This is a genomic window from Actinokineospora auranticolor, assembly GCF_002934265.1.
GTDB classification, from domain to species: Bacteria; Actinomycetota; Actinomycetes; order Mycobacteriales; family Pseudonocardiaceae; genus Actinokineospora; species Actinokineospora auranticolor.
Genome location: NZ_PTIX01000011.1, coordinates 191,807 through 207,603, shown reverse-complemented (window position 1 = coordinate 207,603; position 15,797 = coordinate 191,807). Strand labels below are relative to the sequence as shown.

14 protein-coding genes are annotated in these 15,797 nt (G+C 73.2%); 10 read left to right on the top strand and 4 right to left on the bottom strand.

Annotated elements, in window-relative coordinates:
* The first annotated feature begins 30 nt into the window (after nucleotides 1–30).
* The 10 genes from CLV40_RS38160 (at nucleotide 31) to CLV40_RS39720 (ending at nucleotide 12,603) form a co-directional block, all read left to right on the top strand.
* Nucleotides 31–177 carry a hypothetical protein gene (locus tag CLV40_RS38160; RefSeq protein WP_181043632.1) on the top strand — a complete coding sequence of 49 codons (147 nt, stop codon included), beginning with the start codon at nucleotides 31–33 and terminating at the stop codon, nucleotides 175–177.
* 106 nt (nucleotides 178–283) lie between these two features.
* Nucleotides 284–1,378 carry a hypothetical protein gene (locus CLV40_RS21060; RefSeq protein WP_104480673.1) on the top strand — a complete coding sequence of 365 codons (1,095 nt, stop codon included), beginning with the start codon at nucleotides 284–286 and terminating at the stop codon, nucleotides 1,376–1,378.
* 185 nt (nucleotides 1,379–1,563) lie between these two features.
* Entirely contained in the window at nucleotides 1,564–2,589 is a 1,026-nt protein-coding gene (locus CLV40_RS21055) for a trypsin-like serine protease (protein ID WP_146108146.1), read from the top strand.
* 199 nt (nucleotides 2,590–2,788) lie between these two features.
* Nucleotides 2,789–3,619, top strand: coding sequence for a hypothetical protein (locus tag CLV40_RS21050; protein ID WP_104480671.1), 831 nt, complete (start codon nucleotides 2,789–2,791; stop codon nucleotides 3,617–3,619).
* A gap of 380 nt (nucleotides 3,620–3,999) precedes the next feature.
* Nucleotides 4,000–4,188, top strand: coding sequence for a hypothetical protein (locus CLV40_RS21045; RefSeq protein ID WP_104480670.1), 189 nt, complete (start codon nucleotides 4,000–4,002; stop codon nucleotides 4,186–4,188).
* A gap of 260 nt (nucleotides 4,189–4,448) precedes the next feature.
* On the top strand, nucleotides 4,449–5,285 hold the full coding sequence (locus tag CLV40_RS21040) for a helix-turn-helix domain-containing protein (protein ID WP_146108145.1): 837 nt from the start codon (nucleotides 4,449–4,451) through the stop codon (nucleotides 5,283–5,285).
* Between the two features lie 58 nt (nucleotides 5,286–5,343).
* Nucleotides 5,344–7,557, top strand: a complete 2,214-nt coding sequence (locus tag CLV40_RS21035; RefSeq protein ID WP_104480668.1) for a helix-turn-helix domain-containing protein — start codon at nucleotides 5,344–5,346, stop codon at nucleotides 7,555–7,557.
* A 2,109-nt stretch (nucleotides 7,558–9,666) separates the two neighbouring features.
* Nucleotides 9,667–11,517 (top strand): NACHT domain-containing protein, encoded by a 1,851-nt coding sequence (locus CLV40_RS21025; protein ID WP_104480666.1) that lies wholly within the window; start codon nucleotides 9,667–9,669, stop codon nucleotides 11,515–11,517.
* A gap of 48 nt (nucleotides 11,518–11,565) precedes the next feature.
* Nucleotides 11,566–11,766, top strand: coding sequence for a hypothetical protein (locus CLV40_RS21020; protein WP_104480665.1), 201 nt, complete (start codon nucleotides 11,566–11,568; stop codon nucleotides 11,764–11,766).
* Nucleotides 11,767–12,459: 693 nt separating this feature from the next.
* On the top strand, nucleotides 12,460–12,603 hold the full coding sequence (locus tag CLV40_RS39720; RefSeq protein WP_245931432.1) for a hypothetical protein: 144 nt from the start codon (nucleotides 12,460–12,462) through the stop codon (nucleotides 12,601–12,603).
* A 62-nt stretch (nucleotides 12,604–12,665) separates the two neighbouring features.
* Here the strand turns inward: CLV40_RS39720 and CLV40_RS21010 are convergent, their stop codons facing one another.
* The 4 genes from CLV40_RS21010 to CLV40_RS20995 form a co-directional block, all read right to left on the bottom strand.
* On the bottom strand, nucleotides 12,666–13,163 hold the full coding sequence (locus CLV40_RS21010; protein WP_104480664.1) for an NUDIX hydrolase: 498 nt from the start codon (nucleotides 13,161–13,163) through the stop codon (nucleotides 12,666–12,668).
* A gap of 64 nt (nucleotides 13,164–13,227) precedes the next feature.
* On the bottom strand, nucleotides 13,228–14,067 hold the full coding sequence (locus tag CLV40_RS21005; protein ID WP_104480663.1) for an endonuclease/exonuclease/phosphatase family protein: 840 nt from the start codon (nucleotides 14,065–14,067) through the stop codon (nucleotides 13,228–13,230).
* A complete protein-coding gene (gene tmk, locus CLV40_RS21000) occupies nucleotides 14,058–14,714 on the bottom strand; it encodes a dTMP kinase (RefSeq protein ID WP_104480662.1) in 657 nt (218 codons plus the stop codon). The genes CLV40_RS21005 and tmk overlap by 10 nt, the downstream gene beginning before the upstream one ends.
* Nucleotides 14,711–15,736 (bottom strand): radical SAM protein, encoded by a 1,026-nt coding sequence (locus CLV40_RS20995; RefSeq protein ID WP_281261682.1) that lies wholly within the window; start codon nucleotides 15,734–15,736, stop codon nucleotides 14,711–14,713. The genes tmk and CLV40_RS20995 overlap by 4 nt, the downstream gene beginning before the upstream one ends.
* Nucleotides 15,737–15,797: the final 61 nt, after the last annotated feature.

Here is a 15,797-nt window from a genome sequence, read left to right as displayed (position 1 = left end):
ACCGCGCATCACCCGCACTACGGGGTCGGCATGGTCGGGATGGCGGTGTGGTCGGCGGCCGCGACGCTGTTGTTCCTGCGCTCCCGCAACGTGATCGCGCCGGCCGCCGCGCACTCGGTGTGGGACACGTTCGGCTTCGTGATGTCGCGGGTCCGCCGCGCGGTGGGTCTGTCGTGACCCCCGTCGCGCACGCGCGCCCCTGCGGGTTCGCGTTCACCGATTCCGTTGCCCGGAAAGGCAAACGGGCGCGGGTACAGGAAGTGGGGGGCAGGTGAAGGCGAGGATGTTGGACGACGCCGCCGACGTCGCGGCCGCCTGGGTGCTGCTGGACCCGGACCGGGCGCGGGTCGCGGCGGCGATGGTGGCGTTGGCCCGGGCCGTACCGGGGCTGGAGCCGGTGCGCGGGTGGACCGCGCGCACGCTGCGCTGCCTGCCCGGCGCGCCGGACACCGACGGCGAGGCGACCGCGGTGTTGACGGGGCTGGCCGAGGCCGGGATCGTGACCCGGGAACCGGGCCGCACGTCCCGGTTCCGCCTGGCCCCCCCGGTCGCGGACCACGGCCCGACCTCGACCGCGCCCGCTGCGGTGGACCGCTTCGTGGACCGGGTGGCGCGGCTGGCGCTGGTCGCGGCGCGGGTGGCCGCGCCGTCGGCCACGCTGCACAGCCCCGTGACGCCGCGCACCCCGAAGGGGTTGTGGGCGGACCCGGGGGAGGCGCGGTCGTGGCTGCGCGCCGAGGCGGGCCTGCTGACTGCGGTGTTCGTCGAGTCCACGCGCCGCGACGAGTGGGCCACCGTCGCGGCGCTGGCGGAGGCGTGGGTGATCTGGCGGGTCCAGGAGGACCCGATCACGCTGGAGGCGGTGCTGCGTACGGCGTTGGCGTTGCTGACCCGGCACTCGCTCGAGGACGCGCCGTCGCCGGGGTGGGCGGTGGTGGTGCGGGCCTCGCTCACCGCGCGCCTGGCCCACGCGTTGACCGACCTGGGCCGTCACGACGACGCCCTGGCCGCCTGCGAGGCCGCGGAGCTGGCGGCCGACGGCCTGCTCGCCTCCCGCGAGGGCCCGCGCCTGGGGAACTGGCTGCTGGCGTCGGTCTGCTCGACGCGGGCACGGGCCCTCACCGCCGCCGGGCGCGCGGGGGAGGCCCTGGCCGCGGTGGACACCGCCCGCCCGCTGGTGCCCGCCGTCAACACCTACCAGCACGGCATCCTGTTCCGCCGCCGCGCCCTCGCGCTGCACGCGCTGGGCATGGTCGAGGACGCGACCGCCGACACCGGCGGCACCGCCCCGACGCTCGACGAGGTCGACCGTGTCGCGGTCGAGGCCGCCCGCGCGACCCTGCTCACCCCGCCGCCCGGGCCGCCACCGGCGTCCTGAACCCCACCCGGGCGCGTGAACGCCTCAGACCGGGTGGGTCCGGACCCAGCCGGGACCGGACCCACCCATCCACCGTGCCCGCGCCCGATCCCCCTCCAGGCCGTCGTCGGCCGCGACCGGCCAGGCGACACCCGGCACCGACCACCGGTGCCGGGATCTCCCTCCACACAAAGGAAAACCCGCTGGTGAGCAATCGTCTCGTCGCCGTGGCCGCGTTGGTCGCGGTCCCGGCCCTGGCCATGTCGGCCGTCCCGCCCGCCCACGCCGCCCCGCCCGGGCCGCAGGCCCCGGCGATCGTCGGCGGCGACCCCGCCCCGGACACGTACCGCTTCGCCGCCCGTCTGGACCGGGCCGACGGCACCCCGCGGTGCAGCGCGTTCGTCGTCAGCGACACGGTCGCGGTGACCGCCGCGCACTGCGCGTTCCCCCGGCCGACACCCCCGGGCCCCGCGGCGGTGCCCCCGCGCACGGTGACGCTGCTGGGCCGCGACTACGTCATCAACCCCGCACCGCCCGGCGACTGGGCGCTGCGGGTCGGCACCGACCTGGCCACCGCCCGCGCGTACCGGCCGGTCGCGCTGGTCGGCGCCGACTTCCGGTGGGGGACACCGGTCCGCGACCGGGACCCGATCCCCGACCGGTTGAAGCAGAACCGGATGAACGACACCGTCGCGTTGGTGTTCCCCGAGGGCACCCTGCCCGGCCCCTACCTGCCGCTGCTGCCCGCCCGGCCCGGCGCCACGGTGAGCGTGGCCGGGTACGGCTACACCACCGACCCCGGCGTCGACCCGGCCACCACACCGCCGACCCGCCTCTACCGCGCCCCGGGCACCGTCACCGCCGCGCCCGGCGACCCCGCCAACGCCTCCTGCACCACCGGGGCCGTCGGCGACGACGAGTTCTGCCTGACCCACACCCCCGAGCCCCGCGGGGCGTGCTGGGGCGACAGCGGCGGCCCGATCAGCGCCGTGGACCGGCGCGGCACGCCGATCGGGATCGTCGGCTGGACCGACCGCTCCGACGTGATGACGTGCGGTGTCGGCCCCCAGATCGCGGTCGCGGCCACCGAACACTCCTGGGTCCTGCTCGCGCCGCGCATCGCCCGACTCGGCAAGGGCCGTCCCCCGCTGGACTGCCCCCACGGCGGCGACTGCGCGTCGACCCCCGCCGGTGACCCGACCACCCTGACCGCGCCGCGCGCGCGTTCCTGACCGGGGCACCGCCCCGGCCGGGTCCCACCCCCTTTCTCCCTCAGGGTGGGACCCGGTCCCCGCGACACACAGGTTCCCCTCTCGCCTTCGTCGACCGTGCCCGCCGTGCCGGGCCGCGGAGAAACAGGATCCCCTCACCGCCATGCGTACCCCTACCGTCCACAGTGGTCACGACGATCGCGGATGCGGGGGCGGAGTCGTGATCGACACCGCGCCCCGGGCGGTGGGCGGCAGGGGACCGACACCGGGCGTCGAACGGGCGTCGGCCGGGTTGTGGCCGGTGCTGCACGCCACCGACCCCGCCCGCGCTCGGCTGGCCCCGGGGTATCTCGCGGTGCGCTACCCGGTCGTGGAGGCCGTCCACCGCGACGGCCTGGTGCGGCGGGCGCACGGCTGGGAGGAGGGCTACCGCGCCGAACTCGCCGCGCACCGCCTGCTCGCCGCCGAGCGCGTGCTGCCCGAGCTGATCACCACCTCCGACACCGAACGCAGCCTGATCCTGCAGGCCCTGCCCGAGACGATCGACCTGCGCGCGCCCGGAGCGTTCACCGCACTGGTGGACTTGGTGGCCCGCGTGCACACCGCCCCCGCCCGCCACCCGCCCGACGAGGCGTGGGCGGGGCGTGACGTGCGCGCGGCGTTGGCCGCGGCCGCGCCCACCTGGGTCTGCGAGCCGCGGGCGTGGACGCGGGTGCTGCACCGGCTGGCCGACGCGCACGGCGCCGACCACCTACCGGTGGGCGGCCTGGACCTGCTCACCGCCCACCACCGGCGCCTGCGCCGCCGCCCCGACGGCCGCCTAGCGCTGAGCGATGCCGCCACGCTGAGCCCGGACACCACCGCCATCCCCGACCTGCTCGCCCTCGCGCGCGTCGCCGCGGACCTGGACCTGCCGGTGCGCGGGCCCGCGCTACGCGCCCTCTACCGCGACCGGGTCAACGCCCACGGCGCCCGCTGGAGCGACGCCGGGTTGATCACCGCGCTGCACGACTGGTCCGCGGCCGTCGGCGTGAACCACATCCCCACCTGACCGGCCCCCACGTCGGCCCCGGGGTCGAGGGGCTCCCCGCCCGCGCGGTGCCCTCGGCGCCCGCACCACCGCCTACCCGGAAGGACACCCATCCGGGCTTGTCGTCACCCCGTGTTCGACCCGAGCTACATCCCGCCCCCGCACGAAATGGACAAGCCAGTGGAGCAGACAGCCGGCCGACCGCCCCCGACGCCTGACCGGCACACCCCCGGTACCGGCCGGGCCCCACCCCCACCTCCCTCGGGGGCGCGGGCCCGGCCACCCCGCGCCACCGGGTGCGGCCGGCACACCGCCACCGGCGGGCACCGGGCGGCACCGGTGGCGTGAGGGCGCGTCCCGCCCGACGCGGAAGTCCACCAGCCGATCACAGGAAGGCAGACATGAGCGACGACCTCACAAACGACCCCATGTTCGGGAAGATCATCCGGGGCGCCCGGGCGCACCACGAGCGGGAGATGGAAGCGATGCACGCGCGGTTCGGCTTGTCCGTGGAGACCGGCGAGCACGTGACCGACAAGCCGGTGACTGACAAGCCCGTGACCGACGCGTCGTCGGGGACGGACACGTGACCACCGCGTCGGCCGACGCGGACCCGCGCTGGTCCCCGCCGCGGGGCGGGTTCGTGGGCTCATCGGCTTCGGCGGTGAACGGCCCGCACCGGGCTCACCGCCACGGTGTGGTCGCCGACCCGCGGCGTCGGGGATCCGGTGGGCGCGGTCACGCGCTGCTCGCGCGGTCCGCCCCCGGGGCCGGGTCCTGCCCCCGCCTCCCTCTGGGTCGGGCCCGGTCCCCGGGACACACCCGGTTCGCTTCGCGCTCCCCTTCGACCGTGCCCGTGCCGGGTGCGGAGAACCAGGATTCCCTCACCGCCATGCGCACCCCCACCGTCCACAGTGAACACCGAGATGACTACACGGCCGCGGTCGGCGCGATACTGGGTGTCTACCGGCGTCACCGGGACACGACACGGCCGGACGCGCCGGACGGGCCGCTCGCCGCCCCGACGTCCACGCAGGACCGGCGCGGGGAGCGAGAACTCCGGCCGTCGTCGCTGGTCCAGCTGGCGGCGGCGTGCGCGCGGGCGCGGGTCGCCCCTGTCTGGGTGCTGGCCGCCGCCGACGGGCTCACCGCGCGTGACCTGCTCGCCGCGGCCCGGGCCCTGCCCGTGCCGCGCGAGCAGGTCGCCGGCACGCCGCCGGCGGTCGCGGTGGGCGCGATGCTGTCGGCGACACGCTCCGCCTGCGGGGTCAGCAGCGGCAAGGTCCTGGCCGCGAGGTTGGGGGTCAGTCACGAGGCGCTGTACAAGTGGGAGCGGGGCACCACCGAGATCCCGCTGCCCCGACTGCGCGCCTACTGCCGGGGGCTGGGTGTCCCCGTGAGCGCGGTGGTGGCCGCGGCCACCACCGGCTCCTCGCGGGCGCCGGAGGGCGGGTACCTGCTGGACCTGACCCACCCGCACACCGACCCGGCACCGGACTACGCGCGGATGCGCGGGGCCGCGACGGTCCTGCGGGAACAGGGCCTGACGGTGCTCGAGGTCGACGACCGCACCGTGGCCGCGCTCGCCACCGCGACCGGCATCGACCGCACCGCGCTGCGCGAACGGCTGGACGGCTACCCCCTGACCCTGCCCCTGGGCGTGCCGTCCCGACCGTCCGGCTACTGACAACCCGACATCACCGCGACCCCCGCCCGCGGGCGGGGGAGGACAGGATCACCGACACGTGCGCACCCGCACCGCCCCCACCGCGACGTCCGAGCAGGGCGGCGGCGCGCGGGCGCCGCGCCCGTCGATCGACGACTACACCGCCACCGTGGGCGCGGTGGTGGGCCTCTACCGCCGCCATCAAGGGCTGCCCGTGTCGTACCTGCTCGCCGACTGGCCCGCGGCCCCGACAACCTCGCGCTACATCGCCATGGAACGCGGCCGGTGGGCGCCCACCCTGGCCATCGTCGTGGGCGTGTGCGCGCGGATGGGGGTCGACCCGGCGTGGGTCCTGGCCGCCGCGGACGGGCTCAGCCCGCGCGCGTTGTACGAGCGGACCCGGGAACTGCCCGCGGCGCCGAAGGCCCCGGACATGTCCTGGCAGGCGGCGGTGGGCGCCTGCCTGAGACGGATCCGACAGGACCGGGACGTCACCGTGGCGGAGCTGACCACCCGGCTCGGTGTCGACAAGGGCGCCCTGTACACCCGGGAACGCGGCCGCTGGACGCCGCGACTGGGCGGGCTGCGCCGCTGGTGCGACGCCCTGGACGTGCCCCTGAGCGCCGTCGTGGCCGCGGTCGGCCCCACCGACGCCCCCACCGGGCCCTACCTCCTGCACCTCGACCACCTCCACGCCGAAACCGATCCGCGCTACCGCGCGCTGGCCGCGGTCGCCGACCTCCTCCGCGCCCACGGGCGCACCCTGCTCGCCGTCGACGAGCACACCGTGGCCGCACTGGCCACCACGACCGGAATCACCCCGCCGCGGCTGTTCGACCGCCTCCACAGCCACCCCCTGACCCTGCCCCTGCCCCCGCGCGAGCGGCCCGCGCCGGAACCGGCGCGCACGGTGACCCGCCGCCGCTCCGCGCAGGCCCCGGGCGGGTCCTCGTCCCACCGCGACGAATACGCCGTCGCGGTGGGGCGGGTGCTGGCCGTCTACCGCGGCCATCAGGGCCTGGCGGTGGCGGACCTGGTGGCTCGGGTGCCCTCGCCCCCGGAACGAGAGACCTACCGGACCTGGGAGCGGGGAATCCGGCCGCCGTCGCTGGTTGCCGTCGCGCAGGTGAGCCCGGTGCTGGGGGTCGACCCGGCGTGGGTGCTGGCCGCCGCGGACGGGCTCAGCGCGCGCGACCTGCTCACCGCCACCCAGGCGCTGCCCGTGTCGCCCACCACGGCGGGAACACCGTTGATGGCCGCGGTGGGCGCCTGCCTGGCCGGGCTCCGCCGCGACAAGGGGATCACCAAGCCGGAGGTGGCCGCGCGGCTCGACGTCCACACGGAATCGGTGACCCAGTACGAACTCGGCGGACGCGCGGCGTCACTGGACCGGTTGCGCGCGTGGTGCGACCTGCTGGGCACCCACCTCTGCGCGGTCGTGGCCGCGGTCACCCCGCGCCGGGTCCCCGCCCTCGGATACCTGCTGGACACCCACCACCTCCGCGCCGACCCCGACCCCGACTTCGCGCGGCTGCGCGCGGCCGGACGGTTCCTGCACGCCCAAGGACACCAGCGGACGTTCCTCGACGACGCCTGCCTGGCGGAGCTGGCCGCGCTGACCGACATCGACACCGAGGCGCTGCGCGAGCACCTGCTGGACTACCCCCTGGCCCTGTCCGAACCGGGCACCCGTCCGATGCCGGTCCCGGAACCCGCCGATCCCCACGCGCCCACCGTGATCCCCCACGCCACGCCCCGCAGCGACGAGATCAACCGCGCGCTCGGAACCGCGCTGCGCCACGCGCGCCACACCGCGGAACTCACCGAGGCCGCGCTGGGAGCACGATTCTCACCACGACACACGGCTGCGTTCGTGCGGGCACGCGAGACGGGCGCGAAGCCGATCAGCCTGGCACTGCTGATCACCGTCGCCCAGACCCTGTCCATCCCCGCCACCACACTGCTGGCCGAGGCGGAATCACCGGGGCCCACGGCGCCGCGTGCCGCCGGCGCCGCGCTCACACCACCCCCGGGCATCGCCGACCCCGTCACCGCGACGGTCATGCTGGTCCGCGAGGTCGCCTCCGCCCCCGGCGCGCCACCCCCGCAGGAGATCAGACGACACCTGCTCCCGGACTACCCGCGCCCGATCGTGTACGGCACCGGGACCAGGATCGTGTCGAGCCGCGTCGCGGAGTCGAGCCACGTCGCGGAGCTGATCTTGACCTGCCGCGTGCTCGGCATCTCCGCCGCCGCGGTCTGGGAGGTCGCACACCAACCGGCGAAACCGTGACCCGGGAGCAGGATTCGATATGTCCTGAATGGACTCATCGCGCATCGGGATGTCGAGTCCGCCCCATCCAGGCGGGGAGACGGCCACCCACCCGGCACCACGCGGCCCTGCAGTCGCGTCCTCGACGACGATCCGCTCCGCGCGGTGGCGCGACTCTCGCGTGAGGGGTGGGCCGCTTCGCGGAAGCGGCCCACCCCTCACGTTCGTATGGCGCGGACCCGTCCGATTGGTTGTCCCCAGCGGCCGACGGCGTGCACCAGCGCGGTGGGCCGGCTCCGGTCCCACTCCATCGGCCGGGGAGCCGCGGCGCCCTTTCGGACATGATCACCCGATCGGGACCGACCGACATCCGGCACACTCCCGGCGTTATCGCCCGCATCAACCACAAGGGGATCCATGACCTCGCCCACGCCCGTCGCGGGACTGGACGGGACCTACCGTCACAGCTGCCTGCTCTGTCGGACAGGCACCGACACAGGGCTCGGCTTCCTCCACGATGCCCCGGAGTGGGCCGTCGCGGGACTCACGCTGCTGGGCCTGCCCCCGGAGGAAGCGGAAACACTCGTCCTCGAGCTCGCGCGGGATGACGGACCTGCCACCGTCGTGCGTGTCCGGGTGTGCGAAGACTGCTTCACCGGGACAGACCTCAGGACTACCGCGATGACTCTCGGCGTGGCACCTGACATCCCCCTCTACAGCCCCCGCGTCTAGGCGGCCAAGCCCCCAGGCAGGCGCTCGCTCTCCCGATTCCGCCTCCTGGTGGTCGGCCGTCGCGGCAGAGGGCCACCACCCCGTGACGCTCGCGATAGACGTAGCCAGGCGGCTTGGACAGCACGTCGGCCGACCCGGGAATCGGCGGGCGGGGTTCGGACATCGGTTGGCTCTCCCCACACGTCGGCGTCGACCCGACCTTGGAGGCACCGGGTCTACGACCGGGGGGATGGCCCACACCAGGATGGCCTCCTATCCCGCCGCGGCGTGCCAATGCCGCTGTCCGGGTCTCGATCACCGGTCAGTGGGGTTGGTGCGGCCCTTGATGACCGATTCGGCAGAGTTCGCTTGGACGCGGTGAGCCGAAAGGCGGTGCCGGGCCGGGGTGAAGGGCAGCGAGGTGGCGGTGAGGACGTCCGCCCGCCGCTGGTCTTCCGACCGAAGGAGCGCGCCAGCCCAGCCCCCGTGGGGACGGCGTCACCGTCCCCCTCGGGGTTCTCTCGCTGGGCTCCACCGGTCGTGCCGGGTCTACCGGTCGTGCCGGATCCTCTTGCCGCGTCGGGGCGTGGACCGTTCCCGGCCACATCCCGGGCAGGCCCACCAGCCGTCTCCAGTGGGCACGTCCCTCAGATAGTCCTGACATCGGTGACAGTAGGGCGGTCGGGTGTGCTCCGACCTGGTTCCCTGGGTGCGGACGCTATCGGCAGCGTCTTCGAGTGAATTGTTCATTCCTGATCCTTTCGCTAATTTCAAGGTATTCTCTGGTGATCATCCTGTGCTCCTGATGGAGATTTCTGCTCGGCGGTTCCGTCGAGCACGTGCATAGCATAAGCTCTGGCAGAGAGTCCAAGCAAGGATGGACAATCGGGTCGCGAACGAAATCGGGAAGCGCCGAAACGGCCTCTGATCGAAATGTTGAGCGGCTTTTTTTGCTCCCACGATCCCCTCTACCGTGCGACGTCAACGGCTTCGTATTTTTTTGTATTTCGAGTTTGCCTGTCGACCTGGGCATATGGTGCCCGCGTGGCTTCGCGCGTCGCCGCCGACGGGCATGGTCACGATCTGGTAACCATGGGCCCACCACCTCGACCGACCCGCGCCGTCGTGCTGCCCGACGCCGATGGCCCGGCGGACCGCTTCCGCTCGTCGTGGCCGCCCCGGCACCGCGGCAGGGCCGACACCGACCCGCCGTGTCCCCGCGGACAGCTCGTACTCGGCGCGCGGCGTCGGTACCCGTCAGATGTTGGTGTCGCGGTTCGGTGACCGGCCGTTCGCGCGTGGTGTCGCCGGGTTCTCGGTGGGTGACGGTGCTGCTCAGGCGACGGATGTCGGGGGATTGGTGCCGGCTTTCCGGATCGGTGATCGCTGGGTGGGGCGGGGCGGGAATGATGCGTGGTTATGACCGGTGGTGGCAGATCCGGGTTCTGGTACGCGGCGGGCGCGGCGGTGTGCGTGGCGGTGGCGGCCGCGTTCGGGTGGGGGCAGCTGCCGCGGGCGCAGGTCGGGCAGGTGGATCCGGCGTCGTTGGTGGTCGCGTTGGCGGCGTTGGCGGTTGGTCTGTTGTCGGCGCGTCAGGCTGTTCGGGTGGCGCGGTCGACGCCGGTCCCGGTGGCGGAGGTCGCGGCGCGACTCGCCGACGAGGTACGGAAGCGGGAGGGAGCGGCCCGTTCGCAGCTGTTGGGCGGAGGTGGGCGGACGATCGATGTGGACTTCTACTTCCGGGCCGCGCCGGCGCACGACGCCCACCACGCGGACGCGGCGGGCAGTCTGGAGCAGGTGGTGGCCTACTACCAGGCCCTCTCGCCGCAGCGTCTGGTGATCACCGGTGCGCCCGGGGCGGGGAAGACCGTTCTCGCGCTGGAGCTGCTGGACGGCCTGCTCGACGTCCGCGAACCGGACGGGCCGGTGCCGGTGCGGATCCCGGCGGCGGCGTGGGATACCACCCACCCGCTGCGTGACTGGCTCGTCCACCACGTGGTCGACGCTTACGGCCTGTCGGAGCGGGCGGCGCGCGCGGTGGTGGACGCGGGTCTGGTGATGCCGGTGATCGACGGGCTCGACGAGATGGACGCCACCCCCGCTCCCGGCTACACCTCCCGCGCCGCCGAGGCGATCCGCGCGGTGAACGCCTACCAGCACGGTCGCCGCGCCGCGCCGCTGGTGCTGACCTGCCGTACCACCCACTACCAGGCGCTCACCGACATCAACGTGTGGACCCACGACGCCGCGCACATCGCCATCCGACCCGTCGATCAGGCCAAAGCCGATCGGTTCATCCGGTCCCGGGTCGACGACCCCGACCGGTGGGAGCCGGTGCTGTACACCATCGCCCACCACCCCGGCGGGCCGCTCGCCGTCGGCCTGTCGACGCCGTGGCGGCTGTCGCTGGCCACCACCGTGTACGAACACCGCCACCCCGACACGGGCGCCTACCTGCGTGAGCCCGCCGACCTCGTCACGATCGCCACCACCGGCACCTCCAACGCGGTCCGCGACCACCTGCTCGGCCACTTCGTCCCCGCCACCACCGCTACTGTGACCGACCAGCGCTACACCGCCGAGCAGGTCCAGCGGTGGCTCGGCGTGCTCGCCGCCCACCTCGACCACAACGCCACCACCAGCGCCAGCCTCGACGGCGTCCCCCTGTCCGGAACCGACCTCGTCCTGCACCACCTGTGGCCATTGGCCGGGATCACCCGCGTCAGGCTTGCCACCCTGGGAATACTCGCCCTCACCTGGCTCCTAGCCACGCCCCTCCTGCTCGTCCGGAACGAGATCGGATTCAGCCAAAACCACGTGGTGGACGCGGGCGCGGGCATGATCGCGGTCGCTGTCGGGGTCTCCCATGTCTGGGGAGAGCTGTGGCCCGCTCCCGTCCACCTCGACCTCCACCAACTCCGCAGTAGAGAGGGTCGCCGTCGGCTCGTGTTCGGGCTCGTGTTCGGGCTCGTCATCGGCCTCGTGTCCGTGTTCGTGGTCGGGTTCGCAGACGGGCTCGCAGACGGGCTTCTTTTCGTGGTCGCGTTCGTGTTCGCGTCCGGGCTGGTGGTCGGGCTTGGGCCCGTCTTCGAGCCGGCGGCTAGAACCGGTGATCCGCGTGGAATCGTCAGACGCGACCTCGCGGTCGCCGCCGCGGTCGCGCCGAATCCGGACCCGGGCGGCCCGCTTCCTGACCGGCGGCCGGAGGCAACGTCGCGACGTGGGCACGAACCATCGCCCTGCCACCACCCCGCCGGGGCACCGGCCTGACCTCCAGCCCAGCCGATGGCACCACCGGAAACAGGAGTCGACGTCGAGATGGATCGCGTCTATCGCACGGAATTCATCCGTGAACGCACCGGCCGGACGGTCTACGCCGACGGCGCGCCGGTCGCGGCCGGTCCGGTCGACATGAGCGCCGAGCAGGCCCGGGTCTGGGCCAACGGGCGGCTCGGCGAGGGCATGGTGTGGCTCAGCGGCTGGGTCGACCCCGCCGAGACCTGGTACTTGGTCGCCTGAGCTGAGGACCGGCGCGGATTGTGGATTCGATAACCGGCGGCCTTCCAGCAGCTGGCCGAGCGAAACGCCGCACTGACCACCGAGCTGGCGGCGACCAAACGAAGACTGGACGAGGAGCAGGCGACCACGGCCATCCTGCGGAAGACCCTCGCCGAATTGTCACTGGAATTGCAGCAAGCCCACGAGGAACTGGCCGATCTCAGTGGCGTCACCCGGCTGCCCATCACACGCGAGAGGACGACAGACGATGCCCTGACCACCGACTAGACTTCGGGCACCGCGACAAGCCACCATCGCGGCACAGATGATCACGTAGGACGGGAGCGCGAAGGTGCCTAACGACGTCGGCGCCATCGTGCCTGGCGAGCGCGTGCTGATGTCGCTCAAGCCCGAGTACTACGAGCTGATGTGGCAGGGCCTGAAGACCCACGAGTTCCGCCGCCGCTACCTCACAGGTCAGCCGACCACCTGGTACGTCTACCTCACTGCGCCGATCGCGAAGCTGACCGCAGTGATCGACCTGGACGAGGCCGTGGTCGGCCCCCGCGACCGCTCGCCGACATCGCCGAGCGCGCCAACCCCAGTAACGGCGAGTCCGTCTACGCCTACCTCCACGACGTCGAACAGGCTTACGCGCTGCCGATCCGCACGGTCCGCGAGTACCCCGGCTTCACAGCCGACGAGCTGGCGACGATGCTGGATGTGGACGGCTTCGAGACGCCACACGGCTACACCCTCATCGATAAGCACGAGAACTGGGCACGCGTGTGCGACCAGCTCACCCAGGCGCCCGCAGTGCGCGAGCTCGTCGTGCAGCGTCCTGCCCGACCATCCTGACCCGCGGCACCGCACCTCGATCCGCGCCGACGTGGCGCCCCCGGCGGCGATCCGCCAGACGCTCAGTCGATGAGCGTGAGGGGTGTGGGGCTGAACCGGTCTGCGAGCAGGTCGTCGAGCAGTTGGGGCAGTTCGGCGGGCAGGAGCTTGTCGCGGCACTGCCGCAGCTCGTCGGCCGGCCACCAGCGGCGTTCGATCAGCCCGGCTTTCTCGTTCTCGGTGGGCTTGAGCGCGGCCTGCGGCGCGGTGCTGGGGGTGCGGCCGAGGAACACGTGCTCGACGCGGTGGTGGTCGCGCCCCTTGTACCGGAAGCGGGATTCCCGCACCCACAGCTCGCGGCCGAGGGCGGGGAGCATGATGCCGGTCTCCTCGGCGACTTCGCGGCGGGCCGCGGTCTGGAGGTCTTCGCCGTCGTCCAGGCCGCCGCCGGGCAGTTCCCACCAGTGGTGTTCGGGGTCGGCGGGGTCGAGGGCGTGGATGAGCAGTACGCGGTCGTCGGGGTCCAGCAGCAGGACGCGGGCGCCGATACGGGGCGTGACGGTGCTGGTCGAGGCGGTCATCGAGCGGCTGGTCCTCGCGGTCTCGGCTGACGGGTGGTCCGGCAGCCGAGAGCGAACCGGCCGGTCAGAACAAGGTGGGCTCCGGCTCGGCAGGCGTGGCCGCCGTGGCGGGGTCCGACGTTAGCAGTGACGCGGTCGCGGTCAGCGCAAGGCGTACGGCGAGTCCGGAATGGTCGGTGAGCCGGTTGCCGTCCGCCGTGAGTTCCCTGGTCTCGTGGACGTACTCGCAGCCGGTGAGCACCTCGCTCAAGGCGCGGGAGCCGTGGGCGTGGTCGTAGCGGTAGCCCAGGTCCGCGCGGCGAGCCCAACTGTGCTCGACTCGGTCGGGGTGCAGGTGCCGGAACAGGTCGAGCAGGCCGTGCCGGTCGGTCAGGCCGCTGTAGAAGGCGTACTCGAACGGCGCGAACTGGCCCCGGTGCGCCGGGGTGTGGCTGGGTTCGAGCACATTGAGGTCACCGAGCAGCAGCAGCGGCACCTCGCTGGTCGTGGCGTCGAGGGCGCGGCCGAAGCGCTGGATCCAGGTTTTCTTGCGTTCGGTCTTCTCGGCGGTGGCGTCGCGGGAGGGCACGTAGGTGCCGACGACGCGCAGCGGCCCGTCAGTCGTGTCGAGCACGACCCCGGCCGCGCGGGCGGGCAGGTAGTCCAGTGCCGTGCCGAGCGGGTCCGGCGTGGTGGCGAGCTTGCTGACGATCATCATGCCGAGCTCGCCGGGCGCGTGCTCGGGGAAGGTCACCGCGTACCCGGCGGTGGTGAACGCCTCGGCGAGGAACTGGCTGCCCGCGGTGGCCTTGGTCTCGGTCAGCACCAGCACCTCCTCCGGTCGGGCGGCCAGCCAGCGGAGCTGCCGCTGGGCGCGGTCCAGCGAGGGGGCGCCGACGTTGACGGTGATCAGGCTCAAAGACATGCCGCGCTCTTCTCGGTCAGGACCTGGTGGATGAGGGACACGATCGCCGCGGCGATCTTCTCGGGCGGGTCGGTGGTGGCGTCCAGCGCGGCGACCGGCCAGCCCCGCTGTTGCAGGTCGACCACGGCGTGGACGTACAGGCCGGTCTCCAGCTCGCTGTTGTCCTCGGCGCGCTCGAAGCGGCTGTGCCCGCCGCGCGCCCGCAGCCGAGCGTCGATCACGCCCGCGTCACCGGTGAGGATGACCGACAGGTCCGGCCGGTAGACGCCGTGGTTGAGCTGCCACACCACCTGCGCGGACAGCCCGTCGAGACCTTGCAGCACCAGCGAGGACGCCACGTAACGGTCGCACACCACCACCTGGCCCTCGCGCAGCGCGGGCACGATCTCGGTGGCGAGCTGGTGGTGCCGGTCGGCCGCGCACAGGCAGGCCAGCGCCATGCCCCGGTAGGTGTCGGTGCCGTGCCGGGCCAGCTCGCCCAGCGGCGCGCGGGATGGCTGGCTCGTCGCGTGCACCGGCAGCCCGGCCGCGGTCAGCGTCTCGGCGACCAGGCGGGCGGCGGTGGACTTCCCGACCCCGCCGGGGCCGTCCAGGGTGATCAGCGTGCCCGGCAGGCGACGCGGCTCATCGAGCAACGGGCCGGTCATGCGGGCATCAGCGGCAGCAGCTGGCGCCCCTCGGCGTGGTTCTCCTCGATGGCCGGGCACTGTTCGGCGTCGACCTCGCCGATCCGGCCGCCGGCCGCGACCACCGCGGCCGGGCAGCCCTTGCCGCAGCCGGAGCTCAGCGAGCATGCCGTGCAGGTGGCGTTCGCGCCGACCAGGTAGCGGTCGTGGAAGCGGTAGTCGTCCAACCGAGCCGCCAGGTCGGGGTCGGTGAAGATGTTGCCGACGATGAACTCGGTGTCGGCGTGCCGTGAGGCCGGGGTGCGGGCGGCGAACACCAGGTACGGGCACACGGTGACCTCGCCGGGCGTGAACACGTAGATGATCGTCCCGGCCTCGCACCCGGCCAGCGGCCGGGCCTCGGTGTTCGGGAAGCGGATGTGCGCGATATCGAGATCCGGGCCGTCGAACGGCGCGGTCAGCTCGAAGATCTCCCGCATGTGCAGCGTCGTCTTCGCCAGCTTGGCCTTCGACTTGACGCCGCGGCCCATGCTGCCCAGCGGGTTGAGCAGCACGTAGCGCGCCCCGTTGGCGCGGGCGAACGCGCACAGCCGGGCGTACTCCTCGTTCTGGGCCAGCGTGTTCGGCGTGCACAGCAGCCCTTGCAGAATGCCCGCGCGGCCGAGCTTCTCCACGGTGGCCACGGTGACTGCGAAGCTGGCCCGGTCACCCCGGAAGCGGCCGTGCGAGTCGGCGGCGAACCCGTCCAAGGACACGTTGCAGTGCACGCCCATCTCGACCAGCGCCGCGATCTGCACGTTGTTCAGGGTGGTGGCGTTGGTGCAGATCCCGACGTCCATCCCGGCCGCGCGGAACGCGCGCACGATGTCCAGGAAGTGCGGGTGGATCGTAGGTTCCCCGCCGGTCAGGGTCACCCGACGGACGCGACTGTCGTCCAGGCGCGGGATCACCTTGTCCACCACCTCGGCCAGCGGCATCTGCCTGCCAACCTTGGTCGCGGACACGAAGCAGTGGGCGCACTGGAGGTTGCAGTCCTCGTTGATCTGGACCAGCGCCTTACGGAACGGCTGGTCGACCGTGGTGCGGAATTAGCAGGACGAGGCC

What these genes read in the sequence shown, in the direction of transcription:
- CLV40_RS21060 (WP_104480673.1), top strand. Translation starts at nt 284, where the DNA reads ATGTTGGACGACGCCGCCGACGTCGCGGCCGCCTGGGTGCTGCTGGAC.
- CLV40_RS38160 (WP_181043632.1), top strand. Translation starts at nt 31, where the DNA reads ATGGTCGGGATGGCGGTGTGGTCGGCGGCCGCGACGCTGTTGTTCCTG.
- CLV40_RS21010 (WP_104480664.1), bottom strand. Translation starts at nt 13,163, where the DNA reads ATGACCGCCTCGACCAGCACCGTCACGCCCCGTATCGGCGCCCGCGTC.
- CLV40_RS21020 (WP_104480665.1), top strand. Translation starts at nt 11,566, where the DNA reads ATGGATCGCGTCTATCGCACGGAATTCATCCGTGAACGCACCGGCCGG.
- tmk (WP_104480662.1), bottom strand. Translation starts at nt 14,714, where the DNA reads ATGACCGGCCCGTTGCTCGATGAGCCGCGTCGCCTGCCGGGCACGCTG.
- CLV40_RS21005 (WP_104480663.1), bottom strand. Translation starts at nt 14,067, where the DNA reads ATGTCTTTGAGCCTGATCACCGTCAACGTCGGCGCCCCCTCGCTGGAC.
- CLV40_RS21025 (WP_104480666.1), top strand. Translation starts at nt 9,667, where the DNA reads ATGACCGGTGGTGGCAGATCCGGGTTCTGGTACGCGGCGGGCGCGGCG.
- CLV40_RS21045 (WP_104480670.1), top strand. Translation starts at nt 4,000, where the DNA reads ATGAGCGACGACCTCACAAACGACCCCATGTTCGGGAAGATCATCCGG.
- CLV40_RS39720 (WP_245931432.1), top strand. Translation starts at nt 12,460, where the DNA reads ATGCTGGATGTGGACGGCTTCGAGACGCCACACGGCTACACCCTCATC.